20 protein-coding genes are annotated in these 19,158 nt (G+C 70.3%); 16 read left to right on the top strand and 4 right to left on the bottom strand.

Annotation, left to right across the window (positions count from 1 at the left end; all coding sequences use genetic code 11):
- Positions 1–12: 12 nt before the first annotated feature.
- The 9 genes from AC4BGE_RS14310 (at position 13) to AC4BGE_RS14270 (ending at position 8,474) form a co-directional block, all read left to right on the top strand.
- Positions 13–807, top strand: coding sequence for a crotonase/enoyl-CoA hydratase family protein (locus AC4BGE_RS14310; RefSeq protein WP_490575707.1), 795 nt, complete (start codon positions 13–15; stop codon positions 805–807).
- A gap of 105 nt (positions 808–912) precedes the next feature.
- Positions 913–1,668: an SDR family NAD(P)-dependent oxidoreductase gene (locus AC4BGE_RS14305; protein WP_490572124.1), complete on the top strand. Its 756-nt coding sequence runs from the start codon at positions 913–915 to the stop codon at positions 1,666–1,668.
- Positions 1,669–1,752: 84 nt separating this feature from the next.
- Positions 1,753–2,883, top strand: coding sequence for a thiolase family protein (locus tag AC4BGE_RS14300; RefSeq protein ID WP_489966416.1), 1,131 nt, complete (start codon positions 1,753–1,755; stop codon positions 2,881–2,883).
- Positions 2,884–2,976: 93 nt separating this feature from the next.
- Positions 2,977–3,741 carry an SDR family NAD(P)-dependent oxidoreductase gene (locus tag AC4BGE_RS14295; protein ID WP_489966415.1) on the top strand — a complete coding sequence of 255 codons (765 nt, stop codon included), beginning with the start codon at positions 2,977–2,979 and terminating at the stop codon, positions 3,739–3,741.
- Positions 3,742–3,750: 9 nt separating this feature from the next.
- On the top strand, positions 3,751–4,533 hold the full coding sequence (locus AC4BGE_RS14290; RefSeq protein WP_490572125.1) for an enoyl-CoA hydratase/isomerase family protein: 783 nt from the start codon (positions 3,751–3,753) through the stop codon (positions 4,531–4,533).
- A gap of 9 nt (positions 4,534–4,542) precedes the next feature.
- On the top strand, positions 4,543–5,334 hold the full coding sequence (locus AC4BGE_RS14285; protein ID WP_490572126.1) for an enoyl-CoA hydratase/isomerase family protein: 792 nt from the start codon (positions 4,543–4,545) through the stop codon (positions 5,332–5,334).
- A gap of 25 nt (positions 5,335–5,359) precedes the next feature.
- A complete protein-coding gene (locus tag AC4BGE_RS14280) occupies positions 5,360–6,511 on the top strand; it encodes an acyl-CoA dehydrogenase family protein (RefSeq protein ID WP_489966412.1) in 1,152 nt (383 codons plus the stop codon).
- Positions 6,508–7,614 (top strand): acyl-CoA dehydrogenase family protein, encoded by a 1,107-nt coding sequence (locus AC4BGE_RS14275; RefSeq protein WP_490575706.1) that lies wholly within the window; start codon positions 6,508–6,510, stop codon positions 7,612–7,614. The genes AC4BGE_RS14280 and AC4BGE_RS14275 overlap by 4 nt, the downstream gene beginning before the upstream one ends.
- Positions 7,611–8,474 carry an LLM class F420-dependent oxidoreductase gene (locus tag AC4BGE_RS14270; protein WP_490572128.1) on the top strand — a complete coding sequence of 288 codons (864 nt, stop codon included), beginning with the start codon at positions 7,611–7,613 and terminating at the stop codon, positions 8,472–8,474. The genes AC4BGE_RS14275 and AC4BGE_RS14270 overlap by 4 nt, the downstream gene beginning before the upstream one ends.
- 30 nt (positions 8,475–8,504) lie before the next feature.
- Here the strand turns inward: AC4BGE_RS14270 and AC4BGE_RS14265 are convergent, their stop codons facing one another.
- The 4 genes from AC4BGE_RS14265 to AC4BGE_RS14250 form a co-directional block, all read right to left on the bottom strand.
- Positions 8,505–9,311, bottom strand: a complete 807-nt coding sequence (locus AC4BGE_RS14265; protein ID WP_490575705.1) for an SDR family NAD(P)-dependent oxidoreductase — start codon at positions 9,309–9,311, stop codon at positions 8,505–8,507.
- 154 nt (positions 9,312–9,465) lie between these two features.
- A complete protein-coding gene (locus AC4BGE_RS14260) occupies positions 9,466–10,563 on the bottom strand; it encodes a CaiB/BaiF CoA transferase family protein (protein ID WP_490572136.1) in 1,098 nt (365 codons plus the stop codon).
- Positions 10,564–10,663: 100 nt separating this feature from the next.
- Positions 10,664–11,302 carry a TetR/AcrR family transcriptional regulator gene (locus AC4BGE_RS14255; protein WP_490575704.1) on the bottom strand — a complete coding sequence of 213 codons (639 nt, stop codon included), beginning with the start codon at positions 11,300–11,302 and terminating at the stop codon, positions 10,664–10,666.
- Between the two features lie 55 nt (positions 11,303–11,357).
- On the bottom strand, positions 11,358–12,566 hold the full coding sequence (locus tag AC4BGE_RS14250; RefSeq protein ID WP_490572138.1) for an acyl-CoA dehydrogenase family protein: 1,209 nt from the start codon (positions 12,564–12,566) through the stop codon (positions 11,358–11,360).
- Positions 12,567–12,698: 132 nt separating this feature from the next.
- Between AC4BGE_RS14250 and AC4BGE_RS14245 the strand changes: the two genes are divergently transcribed.
- The 7 genes from AC4BGE_RS14245 (at position 12,699) to AC4BGE_RS14215 (ending at position 19,039) form a co-directional block, all read left to right on the top strand.
- Positions 12,699–13,370 carry a hypothetical protein gene (locus AC4BGE_RS14245; protein WP_490575703.1) on the top strand — a complete coding sequence of 224 codons (672 nt, stop codon included), beginning with the start codon at positions 12,699–12,701 and terminating at the stop codon, positions 13,368–13,370.
- 103 nt (positions 13,371–13,473) lie between these two features.
- Positions 13,474–14,604, top strand: coding sequence for a thiolase family protein (locus tag AC4BGE_RS14240; protein ID WP_489966398.1), 1,131 nt, complete (start codon positions 13,474–13,476; stop codon positions 14,602–14,604).
- Positions 14,605–14,737: 133 nt separating this feature from the next.
- Positions 14,738–15,493, top strand: coding sequence for an SDR family oxidoreductase (locus tag AC4BGE_RS14235; protein WP_490572141.1), 756 nt, complete (start codon positions 14,738–14,740; stop codon positions 15,491–15,493).
- A 66-nt stretch (positions 15,494–15,559) separates the two neighbouring features.
- Positions 15,560–16,327, top strand: a complete 768-nt coding sequence (fabG, locus tag AC4BGE_RS14230) for a 3-oxoacyl-ACP reductase FabG (protein WP_489966396.1) — start codon at positions 15,560–15,562, stop codon at positions 16,325–16,327.
- Positions 16,324–16,776, top strand: a complete 453-nt coding sequence (locus AC4BGE_RS14225; RefSeq protein WP_489966395.1) for a MaoC family dehydratase — start codon at positions 16,324–16,326, stop codon at positions 16,774–16,776. Before fabG ends, AC4BGE_RS14225 begins: the two co-directional genes overlap by 4 nt.
- Positions 16,773–17,951 (top strand): acyl-CoA dehydrogenase family protein, encoded by a 1,179-nt coding sequence (locus AC4BGE_RS14220; RefSeq protein ID WP_490572142.1) that lies wholly within the window; start codon positions 16,773–16,775, stop codon positions 17,949–17,951. Before AC4BGE_RS14225 ends, AC4BGE_RS14220 begins: the two co-directional genes overlap by 4 nt.
- The gene (locus AC4BGE_RS14215; RefSeq protein WP_490575702.1) at positions 17,948–19,039 is read left to right on the top strand and encodes an acyl-CoA dehydrogenase family protein; all 1,092 of its coding nucleotides are present in this window, start codon (positions 17,948–17,950) and stop codon (positions 19,037–19,039) included. The genes AC4BGE_RS14220 and AC4BGE_RS14215 overlap by 4 nt, the downstream gene beginning before the upstream one ends.
- Positions 19,040–19,158: the final 119 nt, after the last annotated feature.

Here is a 19,158-nt window from a genome sequence, read left to right as displayed (position 1 = left end):
CGGAGCACATCGATGACAACCTCTGAAGCACTGCCCCAGAACGACGAGCAGCCGGTGCTCGTCACGGACGAGAACGGTGTCCGCACGATCACCCTCAACCGGCCCGGCGCACGCAACGCCGTCAACCTCGAGATGGCCACGGCGGTGGACCAGGCGGTCACCGAGCTGGACGACCGTCGGGACCTGATGGTCGGGGTGCTTGCTGCGAACGGACCGACGTTCTGCGCGGGCATGGACCTCAAGGCGTTCCTGCGCGGCGAGCGTCCGATCACCCCCGGGCGTGGCTTCGCCGGCTTGGTGCAGGGTCCGCCGCGCAAGCCGATCATCGCCGCCGTGGACGGTCCGGCCGTGGCGGGCGGCTTCGAGCTCGTGCTCGCCTGCGACATGATCGTCGCCTCCGAGAACACCTTCTTCGCTCTTCCCGAGGTCAAGCGTGGCCTCGTCGCCAACGGCGGCGGGCTGCTGCGGCTGCCCGGGCGACTGCCCTACCACCTGGCCATGGAGCTGGCGCTGACCGGCAAGCAGATCTCCGCGTCGGAGGCGCACCGGTTGGGCCTCATCAACAAGGTGGTCGAGCCAGGTGGCGCGATCCCGGCCGCCCTGGAGCTCGCGGCGGAGGTGGCCGCATGTGGCCCCCTGGCCGTCGCGGCCACCAAGCAGATCCTCCAGGACAGCCCCTCGTGGCCGGCCCACGAGGCGTTCGAGCGCCAGAGCGAGCTGACCACTCCCGTGCGGGAGTCCTCGGACGCGAAGGAAGGGGCGCTGGCCTTCACCGAGAAGCGCGCCCCCGTCTGGACCGGCGCCTGAACGGCCCTGGCACTTTCCGGGCGGTAGCCCACCCCCCGTCCGGTCGACCGACCGGACGCACATCCGGCGTCGCTCGGCGCCGCTGATCTTGGCGAGGTAGACAGCATGGACATGCAGCTGAACGGGCGCGGAGTCATCGTGACCGGCGCGAGCAAGGGACTGGGACGGGCCGCCGCACGGGCCCTGGCCGCGGAAGGCGCGAACGTCCTGGCGGTCGCCCGGACGGAGGCCAGCCTCGAGGAGCTCGCCACGGAGGAGTTCCCCGGGACCATCCATGCCCACGTGTGCGACATGCGCGACCGTGCGCAGGTCGCGGCCCTGGCCGACGTCGCGGTCGAGCGACTCGGACGTCTCGACGTCGTGGTGAACAACGCGGGCATCGCGCCCGCCGCGGACTTCCTCGAGATGGACATGGCTCTCTTCGACGAGGTCATGGAGGTCAACGTGGCCTCGATCGCCGTGCTCTCCCAGGCGGCGGGCCGGCACTTCGTCAAGGCGGGGGAGGGGGGTCGGATCATCAACGTCGTCTCGACCTCGGGCATCCTCGGCAAGGCGACCCTCGCGGCCTACTCGGCCTCCAAGGGTGCCGCGATCCAGATGACGAAGGCGCTGGCGGCCGAATGGGCCCGCCACGACATCCAGGTGAATGCCATCGCGCCGGGTGCCTTCGCCACCGAGGCGCAGGCCTACGTGACCGGCAACCCCGACGTCCTCGCCAAGCGGGTCCGCAAGATCCCCGCCAGGCGCATGGCCGAGCCCGACGAGATCGGTGGGCTGGTCTGCTACCTGTCCTCGCCGGTCTCGAAGTTCGTCTCCGGAGCCGTCTACGTGATCGACGGGGGCGAGACCGCCAAGCAGTGACCCTTGCGCACCATGCAGAAGTGTGGTTGCATGACTAGTAATTAGTAGTTGGTCAACAACAATCGATTCTTGCGGGAGTTGCACATGAGGGACGCGGTCATCGTCGATGCTGTTCGGACACCGATCGGCAAGCGCAACGGGGCGTTGGCGGGGTTTCATCCTGCTGACCTGTCGGCGGTGGTGCTGAAGGCTTTGGTGGAGCGCACCGGGCTGGATGCGGGGATGGTCGATGACGTGGTCTGGGGGTGTGTCTCTCAGGTCTCGGAGCAGGCGAGCAACATCGGGCGGAACGCGGTGATGGCGGCGGGGTGGCCGGAGAGTGTGCCGGGGACGTCGGTGAACCGGGCGTGCGGGTCGAGCCAGCAGGCGGTGAGCTTCGCTGCGGCGGGGGTGATCGCTGGTCATTACGACTTCGCGGTCGCCGGTGGTGTGGAGTCGATGAGCCGGGTGCCCATGGGCAGCGCCGCTCAGGGCGGCCAGCCCGTCCCTGACCACGTGCTGGAGGCCTACGGCGTCCAGGGTTTCAACCAGGGTGTGGGGGCGGAGATGATCGCGGAGCGGTGGGGTTTCTCGCGCACGTTCCTGGATGAGTACTCGCTGCGTTCGCACGAGCTGGCGGCGGCGGCCACCGATGCGGGGGCGTTCGCCTCGCAGCTGGTGCCGACCGGTGGGCTGGTGGCCGATGAGGGGATCCGTCGTGGTGGCACGGTGGAGAAGCTGGCGTCGCTGGCCACGCCGTTCAAGGCCGACGGGGTGATCTCGGCGGGTAACGCCTCGCAGATCTCCGACGGGGCCGGGGCGGTGCTGGTGACGTCCTCGGAGGTCGCGCGGGCCCACGGGTTGACGCCGATCGCGCGGATCCACACCTCGGTGGTGGCCGGTGATGACCCGGTGATCATGTTGACCGGTCCGATCCGGGCCACGGAGCTGGCGTTGAAGAGGTCGGGGCTCTCGATCGAGGAGATCGGGGCGTTCGAGGTCAACGAGGCGTTCGCGCCGGTGCCGTTGTCGTGGTTGGTGGAGACCGGGGCCGAGCAGGAGCGGCTCAACCCGCTGGGTGGGGCGATCGCGGTGGGTCACCCGCTGGGTGGGTCCGGGGCGATCTTGATGACCCGGTTGGTCCACCACATGCGTGACAACGGGATCCGCTACGGCCTGCAGACCATGTGCGAGGCCGGGGGACTGGCGAACGCCACCATCCTCGAGCTCCTCTGACCACCCCCGCTCGACTCGTCCGCACTCCGACCCTCGCGGGAGGGTCGGTCTCCCGGCCCTCGGCGCCGGGCTCACAGATCAGGAGAAACAGCAATGCAGGTGAACGGATCAGTCATCGCGGTGACCGGCGGTGCGTCAGGCCTCGGACTGGCCACGGCTCGACGTCTGGTCGAGGCCGGTGCGCAGGTCGCACTGATCGACCTCCCCGGCTCCGACGGCGAGGTCGCGGCGAAGGAGCTCGGTGACAACGCCGTCTTCACGCCCGGAGACGTCGTCGACGAGACGGCCTTCGCCGCTGCCCTCGACGCCGCTGAGGCCAGGGGCCCGCTGCGCGGCCTGGTCCACTGTGCCGGCGCCGGACGCCGGTTGCGGCTGCTCGACAAGGAGGGCAGTCCCGGGTCCCTGGAGGACTTCGAGTTCGTGATCCGGCTCAACCTCGTCGGAAGCTTCAACGCGCTGCGGCTCGGCGCGGCGCGGATGGCCAGGCACGAGGCGGTCGACGGCGAGCGAGGTGCCGTGGTGATGACGGCCTCCGTGGCGGCCTACGAAGGACAGATCGGTCAGATCCCCTACACCGCCTCCAAGGCCGGCATCGTGGGGATGACCCTGACCGCAGCGCGGGACCTGGCGAGCAAGGGCATCCGGGTGTGCACGATCGCGCCGGGAATCATGGACACGCCGCTCCTCGGCCGTCTCCGTGAGGACGTCCGCGAGGGCCTGGCTGCCAGCGTGCCGAACCCGCAGCGGCTGGGGACTCCCGACGAGTTCGGGCACCTCGCGCTCCACATCCTCGAGAACGCCTACCTCAACGGCGAGACCATCCGCCTCGACGGCGCCCTCCGCATGGCCCCCCGCTGAGGCCGGCAGATGCCTGATCTCGAGTACAACGTCAAGGACGGCGTCGGCACCATCCTGCTGAACCGTCCCCACGCCAAGAACGCCTTCACCCTGGAGATGGTCCAGGACTGGGCCGCCGCACTGCGCGCCGCCCGGACCGATCCCGCGGTGCGGGTCGTGGTGGTCACCGGGGCCGGAGACGCATTCTGCTCGGGCATCGACCTGTCCGTCCTCGAGGCCGTCGGGGACGAGCCGCTGGCGCTCAAGTCGATGCTCACCGAGGGAGTGCACGAGGTGGCGCGCGCCGTCGACGAGCTCTCCAAGCCGGTGATCGCGGCGGTGAACGGCGTCGCAGTCGGTGCCGGGATGGACATGGCGCTGATGTGCGACATCCGCGTGCTCGCGAAGTCCGCGCGCATGTCCGAGGGATACATCCGGGTGGGCCTGGTGCCGGGGGACGGGGGGTGCTACTACCTCCCTCGCCTGGTCGGGATGGGCAAGGCCCTGGAGCTGCTGTGGACCGGGGACTTCGTGGACGCGGACGAGGCGCTGCGGATCGGGCTCGCCACCAAGGTGATCCCGGACGCAGAGTTCGCCGAGGCGTACCAGGCGTTCGCGCAGCGACTCGCCCAGCAGCCCCCGGTCAACGTCGCCATGATCAAGCGTGCCGCTCAGCAGTCGGTCCACAACGACCTGCGCACGGCGCTCGACCTCATCTCGTCGCACCTTGCGGTGGTGCACGGAACCCGCGACTCCAGGGAGGCGCGTGCCGCTTTCGCCGAGCGCCGTGTCCCCACCTTCGAAGGACGATAGGAGAACGAGATGGACTCGCAGGCACCCGTGCAGGTCACGTCCGCCGAGGGCGTCACGACGATCACCCTCAACCGGCCGGAGCGCAAGAACGCCGTCGACAGCGCCATGTGGCGGACGCTGGCCACCGTGCTCTCCGACATCCGGGACGACGCGCAGACCCGGGCCGTCGTGCTCCAGGGTGCGGGCGGCGACTTCTGCGCGGGTGCCGACGTGGCGAAGAGCAAGCACGACGAACACCCGATCCCCCGACTGCGGCGGATCGGTGACGTGGCGCTGGCGCTCTACGAGCTCCCCGTGCCGGTGATCGCCAAGGTGGACGGGGTCGCCGCCGGTGCCGGCTGCAACATGGCCCTGGCCTGCGACCTGGTCGTCGCCTCCGACCGCGCCCGGTTCTCGGAGATCTTCACCAGGCGCGGCCTTTCCATCGACTTCGGCGGTTCGTGGCTGCTGCCGCGCATCGTGGGGCTCCAGCAGGCCAAGCGCCTCGCCCTGCTCGCCGAGGTCGTCGGCGCCGAAGAGGCGCTGCGGCTGGGGATGGTGACGTGGGTCAAGCCCGCGGACGAGCTCGACGCCTTCGTCGCGGAGCTCGCCGGACGACTGGCGGCGATGCCTCCCATCGCCCTGGAGCAGACCAAGGGGCTGCTCAACGCCGGCGTCGGCTCCGACCTTCCGGCTGCTATCCGCAACGAAGCCGCTGCGCAGGCGGTGAACTTCGCGACGGAGGACGCCCCGGCGGCGTTCCGTGCCTTCCTCGAGAAGACGGACGCCCCGCAGTACAGCGGCCGCTGGGCCGTGCGATGACCCCCATGCCGAGAGAGGCGAGACGATGGACTTCCTGAACCTGGCGCCGGTGTCCTTGCCGGAGCGCCTGGTCGACCTGCGCCACCGGGTGCGGGCCTTCCTCACCGAGGAGATCGAGCAGGGCCTGATCACGCCGAGCGCGGACCAGTGGCTCACCGGGTGGGACCCGGCGTTCAGCCGGCGTCTCGCGCGGCAGGGCTGGATCGGCATGGCGTTCCCCCACGAGTACGGCGGCTCGGCGGAGGGCGCGCTGGCGCGTTTCGTCGTCACGGAGGAACTGCTGGTCGCAGGAGCGCCCGTCGCGGCTCACTGGATCGCCGACCGGCAGTCCGGACAGGCACTGATGCGTTTCGGCACCGAGGAGCAGCGCAAGACGTTCCTCCCGGCCATCGCTCGCGGGGAGTGCTACTTCGCCATCGGGATGAGCGAGCCGGACACGGGTTCCGACCTCGCGTCCGTGCGCACCCGGGCCACGCGCGTGGAGGGCGGCTGGCGGCTCAACGGCACGAAGATCTGGACCAGTGGAGCCCACCACGCCCACGCCATGATCGCCCTGGTCCGAACGGAGCCGCTCGGGGAGAAGAAGCACGTCGGCCTGTCGCAGGTGATCGTGGAGCTGCCCGACGAGAGCATCCAGATCCGGCCGATCAGGCTGCTCACCGGCGAGCACCACTTCAACGAGGTCGTGTTCCAGGACACCTTCGTCCCCGACCACCGGGTCCTCGGCGAGGTCGGTGCGGGGTGGAAGCAGGTCACCAGCGAGCTGGGCCTCGAGCGCAGCGGCCCGGAACGAATCCTGTCCACGTTCCCGTTGCTCCTCGAGGCACTGCGAACGCTCGCCGAGGACGGCCGGCAGCCGGAGAGCGGGCGGCTGGGTGAGCTGGTCTCGCGGGTGTGGACGCTGCGACAGATGTCGCTCTCGGTCGCGGGACGGCTCGAGCAGGGCGAGGACCCCGCCACGGCCGCCGCGATCGTGAAGGAGCTCGGCACGCGGCTCGAGGGCTCCCTGGTCGACGTCGTGAGGGCCTTGACCGATCTCGAGCCCGACTTGGATTCGCCCCGACGGCTGCCCAGGATGCTGGCCGAGGCTGTGCTCCACAGCCCGGGCCTCACCCTGCGTGGCGGCACCAACGAGATCCTTCGCGGGATCGTGGCCAAGGCGGTAGGAGCAGCATGAGCGACATCACCGAGGCGCTGGTCGAAGCGGTCGAAGAGGCCTGTCGCCGGCATCCCTCCACGCCTCTGCCATCCGAGCCGGTGGCACTCAACACGGACCTCTGGAGGGCGCTCGAGCAGATTGGCATCGTCCTGCTCTCGGTCCCCGAGGAACGCGGTGGATCCGGCGGCGACCTCGGGACCGCCGTCGCGGTGCTGCAGGTGCTCGGCGAGCACGGTGCCACGGTGCCCTTCGCGGAGACCGCCCTCCAGGCCGGCTGGCTGCTGGCCGAGAGCGGCGCGCCGGTCCCGGACGGGCCGCTGGCCGCTGCCGCCGGCGGTCATGACGTGACGCTGACGCAGGTGGCGGACGGGTGGGTCCTGGACGGCGAGTTCCCTCGCGTCCCCTGGGGTCGCCACGTCGACCACCTGGTCGCCCTGGTCGGCGACAAGGTCGTGACGGTGCGCCGTGACCAGCTCGAGGTCCGCCACGGCGAGAACCTGGCCGGCGAGCCGCGGGACACCCTGACCGGCCGGGACGTGGCCTTGTCCCCGGAGCAGGTCCACGCACTGGAACCAGGCTCCCTCGTCTCGCCGGTCTCCCTCACCCAGCGCGGGATCCTGGGCCGGCTCGCGCTGATGTCCGGTGCCGCCCGACGGGCGCTGGAGCTCTCCGTCACCTACGCATCCGAGCGCCAGCAGTTCGGCCGTCCGTTGAACAAGTTCCAGGCCGTCCAGCAGCACATCGCGGCGATGGCGGGGGAGGTGCTCCTGATCAAGGTGGCGGCCGAGGCCGCAGCCCAGGCTCTCGAGGACGGGTCGGCGTCCGCGCTGGCCGTCCCGGCCGCCAAGACCGCGGCCGGTCAGGCCGCCGGTGAGGTGGCCCGTCTCGCCCACCAGGTGCACGGCGCCATCGGGTTCACCGAGGAGCACGACCTGCGCCTGAGCACCACCCGACTGTGGAGCTGGCGCGACGAGTTCGGCAGCACGGGCAGGACGGCTGTCGAGGTCGGGCGCATGGCAGCGGCGGCGGGGCCGGACGGTCTCTGGTCGCTCATGACCGGCGACTTGACGCCATCCACGACGACTGTGGGAACCAACCGAGAAGAGGGAGCACGATCATGACGGACACAGGCCGGTTCGGTGTGTGGCAGGTGGAGTGGAACTGGAGTCCCGAGCTCGCCGGGGAGGCTGAGTCCCTGGGCTTCGGCACCTTGTGGATCGGCGGGTCCCGCGACAGCGAGCTGACGGTCGCGGAGTCGCTGCTCGAGGCCACGGAGCAGGTGGTGGTGGCGACCGGCATCGTCAACGTCTGGACGACCGACGCCGACGTCATCGCTCGCGCCTTCCACCGGCTCGACGAGCGGTTCCCCGGGCGGTTCCTCCTCGGAGTGGGTGCCGGACACCGCGAGTCGCAGGCGGCGTACGCCAAGCCCTACAGCGCGGTGAGCGAGTACCTCGACCGCCTGGACAAGCACGACGTCCCCTCCGACCGCCGGGTGCTCGCGGCGTTGGGCCCGCGGATGCTCGAGCTGTCCGCCACCCGGGCGCGCGGTGCGCACCCCTACCTGACGACGCCGGCGCACACGGCCACCGCACGCGAGGCCCTGGGGTCGGGACCGCTGCTCGCGCCGGAGCACAAGGTCGTGGTGGACGCCGACTCCGCGGTGGCGCGGGAGATGGCCCGGGCCATCGTCAGGGACCCCTACCTCGAGCGACGCAACTACGTGAAGAACCTGCTCGCCCTGGGCTACACCGAGCAGGACGTGTCGGACGGCGGCAGCGACCGGCTCATCGACGACCTCGTGTCGCACGGCGACGACTCCCGGATCGCGGCGGGAGTCCGCGCGCACCACGACGCGGGCGCAGACCATGTGGCCATCCAGCTGGTGACCGAGAAGGCTCCGACCCCCGAGAACCCCTACCAGACGCTGCCTGCCACCGTGGAGCAGCTCCGGTCGCTCGCACGCGCTCTGAAGCTCTAGCAGGCACCTGGCGAACAGGCGGTCCGGCCATCACCTCCCTTCCTCGGACACCTGGGGGAGGGAGGCGGTGGCTCCGGGGTACAGCCCGCCGTCCACGAACAACGTCTGGCCGGTGACGTAGCGGGCCAGAGGGCTGGCGAGGAAGAGGACGACGTCCGCGATCTCCTCGGGGGAGGCCATCCGGCGCAGCGGGATGTTGCTGCTCGCGTCCATGGACCAGTCGCTGGAGGCCGTCGTCGTGTTGGGCGTCAGGGTCCAGCCGGGTGCCACGCAGTTGACGCGGATGTTGTCGGGCCCGTAGTCGTGAGCCAGGCTCCGGGTGAGTGAGGACACCGCTGCCTTGGCGGCGCCGTATGCCACAGCGCTGGGCGAGCTGAAGGCTCCGGCGATCGAGCCGAAGTTGATGACGTTGCCTCCGCCCGATTCGAGCATCACCTTGAGGACTTCTCGCGTCAGCCGGAACACGTAGTCCAGGTTCATCGTCTGCACCCGCGACCATTCGGCATCCGTGACCTCGTGGAGCCTCCGGAAGGGCACGAAGGCCCGCGACCCGCCGGCCACGTTCACCAGGACGTCGACTCCCGAGTAGAGGTCGGTCGTGGCCGCGACGATCCGGCGGGCCGCGTCCGGAGCGGCCAGGTCCTCGATCACAGCGGTGCACCTGCCCCCCGAAGCAAGAATGTCGGCGACCACGCCTTCCGCCCGCTCGGGCGAGCGGTCGACGACCACGACGGCGGCTCCTGCTTCGGCGAGGCGCCTTGCGGTGGCGGCGCCTATCCCGCCTCCCGCTCCGGCCACGATGACGGACTTGCCTTCCAGGGAGATCTCCATCGTCATTGCCACACCCTTCTAGGGAACTCCGGAGCTGGGCTCACGCCAGGTGGATCTGCTTGGTCTGCGCTGCGCTGGACCCTCGGCGGCATGGGACTCGCGGTGGTGCTGCTCGCGGTGTTGTTCGCGGTCCTCGGTCATCGACGCGACGGCACCTGGTTCAGGCGGGGCGTTCCCACTCCGCGATGACCAGCTCCACGTCGACCGCAGTGGTCGGGGGAGGGGTGGGCGGTCCCACCACCGTGCGGGAGAACCGGGGGGCTGGGGACGGCTGCACGATGCCGTTCATCTCGGCGACCACCTGGCGCTCGACGAGGTGCTCGTGTCGGCTGGCCTCGTCGAAGGAGAGCACCGGGGTCACGCACGCGTCCACGTCGGCGAAGACCTCCTCCCAGTGCCGACGGGGCCGGCTGAGGAACACCTCGGTGAACCGCGCGCGGAGCGTGGGCCAGCCGGACTTGTCACGCTGTGCGGGCAGGTCCTCGCCGTCCACTCCCAGGTGTTCCAGCAGCAGCTGGTAGAACTGCGGCTCGACCGCACCGACTGCCATGTAGCCGCCGTCGGCGCACTCGTACGTGTCGTAGAACGGGGCGCCGCCGTCGAAGAGGTTGTCGCCGCGCTGCGCGCTCCAGGCGCCGCCGCCGTACATGGACCAGTGCATGTGCGCGAGCAGGCTCGCTCCTTCGACCATGGCGGCGTCGACCACCTGGCCGACGCCGGTGCGCTGGCGCTCCCAGAGCGCGGCCATCAGCCCGGTGAGGAGGAGCATGGAGCCGCCACCGAAGTCGCCGATGAGGTTCAGGGGGACGACGGGGCGCTCGCCGGAACGGCCGACGGCGTTCAGGATGCCGGAGACCGCCAGGTAGTTGATGTCGTGGCCGGCGCGCTGCGCCAGGGGGCCGTCCTGTCCCCACCCGGTCATGCGTCCGTACACCAGCCCGGGGTTCACCGCCAGGCAGTCCTCGGGCCCCAGCCCGAGACGTTCGGCCACCCCCGGGCGATAGCCCTCGATCAGCACGTCGGCGCCGGCCACGAGGTTCAGCACGCGCTCACGGTCCGTGGCCGACTTGAGGTCGGCGGTCACGATGCGGCGGCCGCGCAGCTGCTCGTTGCGTCCCTGGGGGCCCAGCCCCAGGGGGCCCGGACGCTCGACCCGCACGACGTCCGCGCCCAGGTCGGCCAGGATCATGGCAGCGTGTGGACCGGGTCCGATGCTGGCCAGCTCGACCACCCGGAGACCCGTGAGAGGTCCTGACATGTCGTTCTCCAATCTGGGCGCGCCAAGGACCTCCGCGAACCGCGGAGGTGGCGTGGTTCGATGTCTCGGGCGGTGCGGCCCGAGGGTTGGCGGGACCGGCTTAGTCGGCCGGTGCCTCGGTGCCGGCGAGGTGGGAGCAGACCTGGTCGATGAAGGCGGTGAGCACAGGACCGGCGTCGATGCTGTCGGGGTCCAGCTTCCACAGGTAGCCCACGCCGCGGAGCTGAGCGACGATGACCGCTGCCTGGTGCTCCGGGTCGATGCCGGGCACGATCGACCCATCCTCGAGGCCGTTCCTGATGTAGGTCGCGATCCGGGCGCGCTGGTTCCGGTGGAACGCGACGAACCGATCGTGCAGCTCCGGGACAGGACCGGTCGCCTCGAAGATCAGCGCGTAGAGCACGCTGAGCGAACGGGGGTGCTTCAGGTAGGACTTCTTGATCTCGGTGAGCAGCACGCGCAGAGTGTCTAGACCGGTGCGCCCCCGCTGCTCGGGCTCGACCGTCTCGACGTCCCACCGGATGACGATCTCGTCGACCAGGGCCTCCAGAAGCTTCGCCTTCGAGCCGAAACGCGCCGTGGCCAGGGAGCGGCTGTAGCCGGCCCTCTCGCCGACCGTGGCGAGCGTCATGGACTGGTAACCGCCCTCCGCCACGAGGTCGCCGGCGGCCTTGAGGAGGAGGCGAGTGGACTTCTCCGACCGGACCTGGTGGCCGTTGAGCGTCTGCTTCGTCGTCATTGCCCGATCCTAGATAGATGACAAGCATTAAGGCTACCGATTCGGAGCACTTTGTTCAGCGGAACGGCGTGGGGGGCAGCAGACGGTCGGAGATGAGGCGCTGCATGATCTCGGAGGTGCCCTCGAAGATCTTGGTCAGGCGGGCGTCGCGCCAGTACCGCTCGATCGGGAAGTCCGTGGTGTAGCCGGCACCCCCGTGGAGCTGAAGGGCCTCGGACGTGACGCGTTCCGACATCTCCGCAGCCATGTACTTGACCATCGCAGCACGCATGTCGGATGCCTCGCCGGCATCGACGTCGGCAGCGACCTCGTACATCAGCGCCCTGCACAGCTCGATCTCGGACGCCATGGTGGCGATCTTGAAGCGGGTGTTCTGGAAGTCGCCGATGGCGTGACCGAACTGCTCGCGCTCCTGCACGTACTTGATCGTGTCCTCGAGAGCACCGCGGGCCAGGCCGATGGAGCGCGCCGCGGTGTGGATGCGTGGCGTCAGCATGCCTTCGGCGACGCGCTTGAAGCCGCCGTCCGGGACGCCGCTGGTCTCGTAGCCGAGCAGGCCGTCGTCGGGGATGAAGCAGTTGTCGAAGGACAGTTCGAAGGTGTTCCAGCCGTGGTAGCCGATCTTGCGCACGGGCGTGCCGGTGCACCCTTCGGGGAACTCCCCGGGGTTCTTGTACGCGATGAACCGGCGAATGCCTTCGTGCCGTTTCTGCGGGTCGTACGGCGTGGTGCGCGCGACGATGATGATGCCGTCGGCCTGGTCGGCGAAGGTGCACCACATCTTCTGGCCGTTGATCACCCAGCCGCCGTCCACCTTGTCGGCGCGGGTGCGGATCGAGGCGATGTCGGATCCCGCGCCGGGCTCGCTCATGGCGAAGGCGCCCAGCCACTCGCCGCGGGCCGCCTTGGGCAGGATCTCCGCGCGCTGCGTGGGGTCGAGGGTCCGGGCGACGCCTGAGCGCACGATGATGCTGGCGACGCTCATCCAGGCACGGGCCAGCTCCTCGGTGATCAACGCGTACTCGAAGACGCCGAGCCCCAGACCGCCGTGCTCCTCGGGGATCGTGATGCCGAAGAAGCCCAGGTCGGCCATCTTGCGCCGGAGGGAGTCGGGGATGAGTCCCTTCTCGGGGTCGAGCTCGTTGGCCACCGGCAGCACCTCGCGCATGGCGAAGTCCCGCGCCATCTCCTGGATCGCGACGCGCTCGTCCGTGCGGTGGGCGGAAGGGATCGACGGACGCGGGTCCACCAAGGGTCGGTTCACCGGAGCCTCAATTCATAGATTGTCGACTAGCAACCCATCCACCGTATCCCGGGGATCGACGGAAACGCAATAGACAGTTGTTAGTTAACCAACTAGTCTGTCCGTCCGCCTATGAGCAGACAGGGGGCCGTCGTGACCGCGACCGCGAGTGGGCCGTTCCGCACCTCGGCGAGCCGCCAGGGCAGCAGCAGCCCTGACGGGCGACTCTCGGTGGTCGTCGTCGGGATCGAACCGGCGTGGACGCCGTTTCATGGGCGTGCACAGTGTGGCGCGGCGCACGACTCCGGTGGGTGGCTCGGTCTGCACGTGGCCAGCGTGGCACGTCAAGCGTCCTGCGTGGGGCGCGTCGTTCTCGTGACGAGCGATGTCGCAGCTGCCCGCGACGCGCGAAGCATCGGGGTGGAGGTGCTGGTCGAGTCGCGGCGTGCCGGTGCCAATCCGGCCGCAGCCCTGGGTCGCCGGCGGGCCCTGGACCTGAACCCCGACGGGCCCGTCGCCATCATGCTCGGGGAGCTTCCCCACCTGCGGTCGGAGGACCTCGAGGCGCTCCTGCGGATCTTCAGGGGGCAGTGCGAGAGCCCTCTGTTCGTCGCTGACCTGCTGGGCGACCACGCGACGACCCTGATCCATGGCGCGGCGGTCCTGCCGGGCATCGGGTTCGGGCGCCACTCGGCGTCCATGCACCGCCGACTGGGGTATGTCGAGGCGATCGGGGCGCCGCTCGGGCTGCGGACCGGATCCGGCAGGGGCTCGTCCCGCGGTCGTCCCCAGACTTCGAGTCGGGCTCACGGACGGGCTGGCTGACTCGTCGGCTGACACCCCTTGTGCCCGTGAGGCACCTGTGGTTCGATGGAGAAATAGTTGGTCAGCCGACAAATAACATCACACACACGTGCGGGAGTCACACATGAGGGACGCGGTCATCGTCGATGCTGTTCGGACACCGATCGGCAAGCGCAACGGGGCGTTGGCGGGGTTTCATCCTGCTGATCTGTCGGCGGTGGTGCTGAAGGCTTTGGTGGAGCGCACCGGGCTGGATGCGGGGATGGTCGATGACGTGGTCTGGGGGTGTGTCTCTCAGGTCTCGGAGCAGGCGAGCAACATCGGGCGGAACGCGGTGATGGCGGCGGGATGGCCGGAGAGTGTGCCGGGGACGTCGGTGAACCGGGCGTGCGGGTCGAGCCAGCAGGCGGTGAGCTTCGCTGCGGCGGGGGTGATCGCTGGTCATTACGACTTCGCGGTCGCCGGTGGTGTGGAGTCGATGAGCCGGGTGCCGCTCGGCAGCGCGGCAGAAGGTGCGCAGGTGGTACCGGACTCGGTCCTCGAGCACTACGGCATCCAGGGTTTCAACCAGGGTGTGGGGGCGGAGATGATCGCGGAGCGGTGGGGTTTCTCGCGCACGTTCCTGGATGAGTACTCGCTGCGTTCGCACGAGCTGGCGGCGGCGGCCACCGATGCGGGGGCGTTCGCCTCGCAGCTGGTGCCGACCGGTGGGCTGGTGGCCGATGAGGGGATCCGTCGTGGTGGCACGGTGGAGAAGCTGGCGTCGCTGGCCACGCCGTTCAAGGCCGACGGGGTGATCTCGGCGGGCAACGCCTCGCAGATCTCCGACGGTGCCGGGGCGGTGCTGGTGACCTCCTCGGAGGTCGCGCGGGCCCACGGGTTGACGCCGATCGCGCGGATCCACACCTCGGTGGTGGCCGGTGATGACCCGGTGATCATGTTGACCGGTCCGATCCGGGCCACGGAGCTGGCGTTGAAGAGGTCGGGGCTCTCGATCGAGGAGATCGGGGCGTTCGAGGTCAACGAGGCGTTCGCGCCGGTGCCGTTGTCGTGGTTGGTGGAGACCGGGGCCGAGCAGGAGCGGCTCAACCCGCTGGGTGGGGCGATCGCGGTGGGTCACCCGCTGGGTGGGTCCGGGGCGATCTTGATGACCCGGTTGGTCCACCACATGCGTGACAACGGGATCCGCTACGGCCTGCAGACCATGTGCGAGGGCGGCGGCATGGCGAACGCCACCATCCTCGAGCTCCTCTGACGCTCGTCCACAGCGGAAACGAGCTACACCCCGCATCACACGCAGGACGCCGGCAACGTGCCCAGCTCGACCGCGTCGGGCCCGGTTTTCGGGTCCCCGCGCGCCGACGGCGCCCCGAACGAGTAGGAGTCGCATGTCCAAGAGGTTCGAAGGTCGTACCGCGATCGTGACCGGCGCCAGCCGGGGGATCGGCCTGGGCATCGCCCAGCGACTGGTCGCCGACGGCGCCAAGGTGGTGATCACCGCGCGGAAGCAGGAAGCGCTCGACGAGGCGGTCGAGGTCCTCGGAGGTCCGGCGCACGCGCTGGCCGTAGCGGGCAAGGCCGACGACCCCGGGCACCAGAGCGAGGTGGTCGAGAGGGCCATCGACACGTTCGGCAGCATCGACTTCCTGGTCAACAACGCGGGCATCAATCCCATCCACGGACCCATGATCGAGGTGGACCTCGCCGCCGCCCGCAAGATCGTCGAGGTGAACTGCTTCGCAGCCCTGTCGTGGACCCAGCACGTGCACCGGGCGTGGATGGGCGAGCACGGGGGAGCCGTCGTCAACGTCTCGTCCGTCGCCGGGACCCGACCGGCCCCGGGCATCGGGATGTACGGCGCGAGCAAGGCCATGCTCGGCCACATGACGGCGGAGCTGGCGGTCGAGCTGGGGCCCGGCGTGCGGGTCAACGCCGTCGCCCCCGCCGTGGTGAAGACCCGCTTCGCGACCTCGCTCTACGAGGGCGACGAGGAGGCGGTGGCGGCGAGGTACCCGCTGAAGCGCCTGGGACTGCCTGAGGACATCGCCGGCGTGGTCGCGTTCCTGCTCTCCGAGGACGCGGCCTGGACGACCGGGCAGCTGCTCGTCGTGGACGGCGGCCTCACTCTCGCCGGAAGCGGATGAGCGCGCCCTCCCACCACCAAGGAGCCGGAACTCCCGGCTACCCACACCACTGACAGGAGTCCACTTGTGAACACCCCCACTGAGTCCACACGCGCCGCGATCGTCACCGGCGCCGCTCGCGGCATCGGCGCGGAGGTCGCGCGGCGCCTCGCGTCCGACGGCATGGCCGTTGCCGTGCTGGACCTGGACGAGGCGGCCTGCGAGAAGGTCACGGCCGAGATCAACGCGTCCGGAGGCCGCGCGATCGCCCTGGGCGTGGACGTCGCGGACGAGGCGGCCGTGGAGACGGCGGTCGCCCGGGTCGCCGCCGAGCTGGCTCCGCCGACGGTCCTGGTCAACAACGCCGGCATCGTGCGGGACAACCTGCTGTTCAAGATGTCCGTCGCGGACTGGGACGCGGTGATGAACGTGCACCTGCGCGGCTCGTTCCTGATGGCCAGGGCCACCCAGAAGCACATGACCGAGGCCGGCTGGGGCCGGATCGTCAACCTGTCCAGCGCCTCCGCCCTGGGCAACCGCGGCCAGGCCAACTACTCGGCCGCCAAGGCGGGGCTGCAGGGCTTCACCAAGACCCTGGCGCTCGAGCTCGGCAAGTTCGGGGTGACTGCCAACGCCATCGCCCCGGGATTCATCGCCACCGAGATGACGGAGTCGACCGCCGTCCGGATGGGGATGTCCTTCGAGGACTTCAAGGCCTCGGCCGCCGAGCGGATCCCCGTCGCCAGGGTGGGCACCCCGGAGGACATCGCGCACGCCGTCTCCTACCTCGTCAGCGACGGCGCCGGCTTCGTGTCGGGACAGGTGATCTACGTGGCAGGAGGGCCGAAGGCATGAGGGTCTTCTCGAGCATCGACGAGCTCCGGGAGGCGACCGGGGAACCGCTCGGCCTCTCGGAGTGGCACACGATCACCCAGGAGCAGGTCGACTCCTTCGGGGAGAGCACCGGGGACGACCAGTGGATCCACGTCGACCCGGTGCGGGCCGCCGAAGGACCGTTCGGCACGACCATCGCCCACGGCTACCTCACCCTCAGCCTGATCCCGATGTTCGCTCGGGAGATCTATCGCGTTGAGAACGTCCGGATGGGGGTCAACTACGGCACCAACAAAGTCCGCTTTCCCTCTCCCGTGCCCGTCGGCTCGCGGCTCCGGGCCGGCGCGGAGGTGCTGGAGGTCGCCGCCGCGAGCAACGGGTACCAGGTGACCACCAAGGTGGTCATCGAGCGCGAGGGGGGCGACAAGCCCGCCTGCGTGGCCGAGATCGTCAGCGTGCTGGTGCCATGAGCCCCGAGGAGCTGCGACGACTCGTCGCCGACTTCCTGGCGGCGAACGACCCGTCCGCCATGGATCGCGTGGACTTCCTGCGGGCGCGGTTCGACGCCGGCCTGGCCACGGTGCACTTCCCTGTCGGCTGCGGTGGGCTCGACGCGAGCCGGGCGCTGCAGCCCGAGGTGGACAGGCTGTTCGCCGAGGCGGGCGCGCCCGACAACGACCCCCGGTCCAACGGCATCGGGCTGGGCATGGCGGCCCCCATCATCGCGCAGTACGGGACGGAGGAGCAGAAGCGGCGATTCCTGCGGCCACTCTGGACGGGGGAGGAGAAGTGGTGTCAGCTGTTCAGCGAGCCGGGTGCCGGCTCGGATCTTGCCGCGCTGGCCACCCGGGCCGTCCGCGACGGTGACGAGTGGGTCGTCAACGGCCAGAAGGTGTGGACGTCGGGGGCGCACAAGGCCCGGTTCGCCATCCTGCTCGCACGCACCGATCCCGACGCCTTCAAGCACCGTGGCGTCACGTACTTCCTCTGTGACATGTCGGACCCCGGCGTCGAGGTGCGACCGCTGAGGCAGATCACCGGTGAGGCCGAGTTCAACGAGGTCTTCCTCACCGACGTCCGCATCCCCGACCACATGCGGCTGGGCGAGGTGGGCCAGGGATGGGCGCTGGCCAACGCCACGCTCAACACCGAGCGCGTCGCGATCGGCGGCAAGGCCACGCCCCGGGAGGGCGGCATGATCGGCGTCGTCGCCGAGACCTGGCGGACCCGGCCCGAGGTCCGCACGGCGGAGCTGCGCGACCGTCTGCTGCGGTTGTGGGTCGAGGCCGAGGTGGCGCGCCTGGCTGGACTTCGGCTGCGGCAACGTCAGGCCGTGGGTCAGGACGGGCCGGAGGGCGCCGGGATGAAGCTCGTCTTCGCCCGGGTCAGCCAGCAGCTCGCCGGGCTGGAGATGGAGATGCTCGGTGGTGACGGTCTCCGCTACTCCGACTGGACGATGGTCCGCCCCGAGCGCGTCGACTTCACCGGCCGCGACGTCGGCTACCGGTACCTGCGGGCCAAGGGCAACTCGATCGAGGGGGGCACCTCCGAGATCCTGCGCAACATCGTGGCCGAGCGCGTCCTGGGACTTCCCGGCGAGCAGCGCAACGACAAGGACGTCCCCTGGAAGGAGATCCCACGATGACCGAGGTGGACCTGCTCCACTCCGAGCTGGAGGAAGACCTGCGCGCCACCGTCCGCGCGGTGCTGCGCGACCGCTGTCCTGTGGACGCGGTGATGGCGATGTACGAGGGCGACCGCTCCGCCGCCGAGGCCTTGTGGAAGACGCTGGTCACCGAGCTCGGCCTGGCCGGCCTGCTCGTGCCCGAGGCCCAGGGCGGCCTCGGTGCGTCCGCCCGCGAGGCGGCGGTGGTGCTCGAGGAGCTGGGACGCGCTGTGGCGCCGGCACCCTTCCTCACCAGTGCCGTCATCGCGACCACCGTGCTGCTGCACAGCGGCTCGGACCTGCTGCTCCCGCTCGCCGCCGGTGAGCGCACCGCCGCGCTCGTCGTGCCCTGGTCGCTCGCACCCGACGCGGAGATCCCGGCTCTCGCGGTCGAGGGCGACCGGGTCCGGGGAACGGTACGGAACGTGGCGGGCGCTCTCGAGGCCGACCTGCTGCTGGTGCCGGTGGCATCGGCTGAGGGTTCCCTGGAGCTGTGGGCCGTCGCGTCGGCGGAGGCGGTCGTCGAGCCGGTGACCTCCTTCGACATGACCCGGCAGCTGGCAGACGTGACGTTCTCCGGGGCCGCCGCCGAGCGGGTCCTGGCGAAGGCCGAGGCTCCGGTGCGGAGCGGCCTGGTGACCGGGGCCGCCCTTCTCGCCTCGGAGCAGGTCGCAATCGCCCGGTGGTGCCTGGAGTCGACCCTCCACCACCTCAAGGAACGGCGTCAGTTCGGGCGTCAGCTCGGCAGCTTCCAGGCCCTGAAGCACCGGATGGCGGACCTCTACGTCGCGGTCGAGTCGGCCGCCGCCGCGGCCCGCTACGCCGCCGTCACGGTCGCGACGGCCGACGAGGACGCGGCCGTGGCCGCGGCGCTCGCCCAGGCCTGCTGCGGGGACCTCGCAGTCCAGGCCGCCGAGGAGGCGGTCCAGCTCCACGGCGGCACCGGGATGACGTGGGAGCACCCCACCCACCTCTACCTCAAGCGCGCCAAGGCCGACCAGATCGGCCTCGGCTCACCCGGCCAGCACCGGCACCACCTGGGCGACCTCGTCGGGCTGCCGGCCTGACCACGAGGAGGCCGAGGCGACGCCCGGCGACACGGTCCCGGGTCCGGGGGCCGTGGTCGTCGGCAACGCCAACCCCGGCTCCGGGACCCTGAGCGCCCACCCCACCTCGCGGAGAAGCA

The organism is Nocardioides sp. Z50_6 (genome assembly GCF_058215755.1).
The sequence above is the reverse complement of the archived record's forward strand: the minus strand, read 5'-3'. Positions and strand labels throughout refer to the sequence as shown.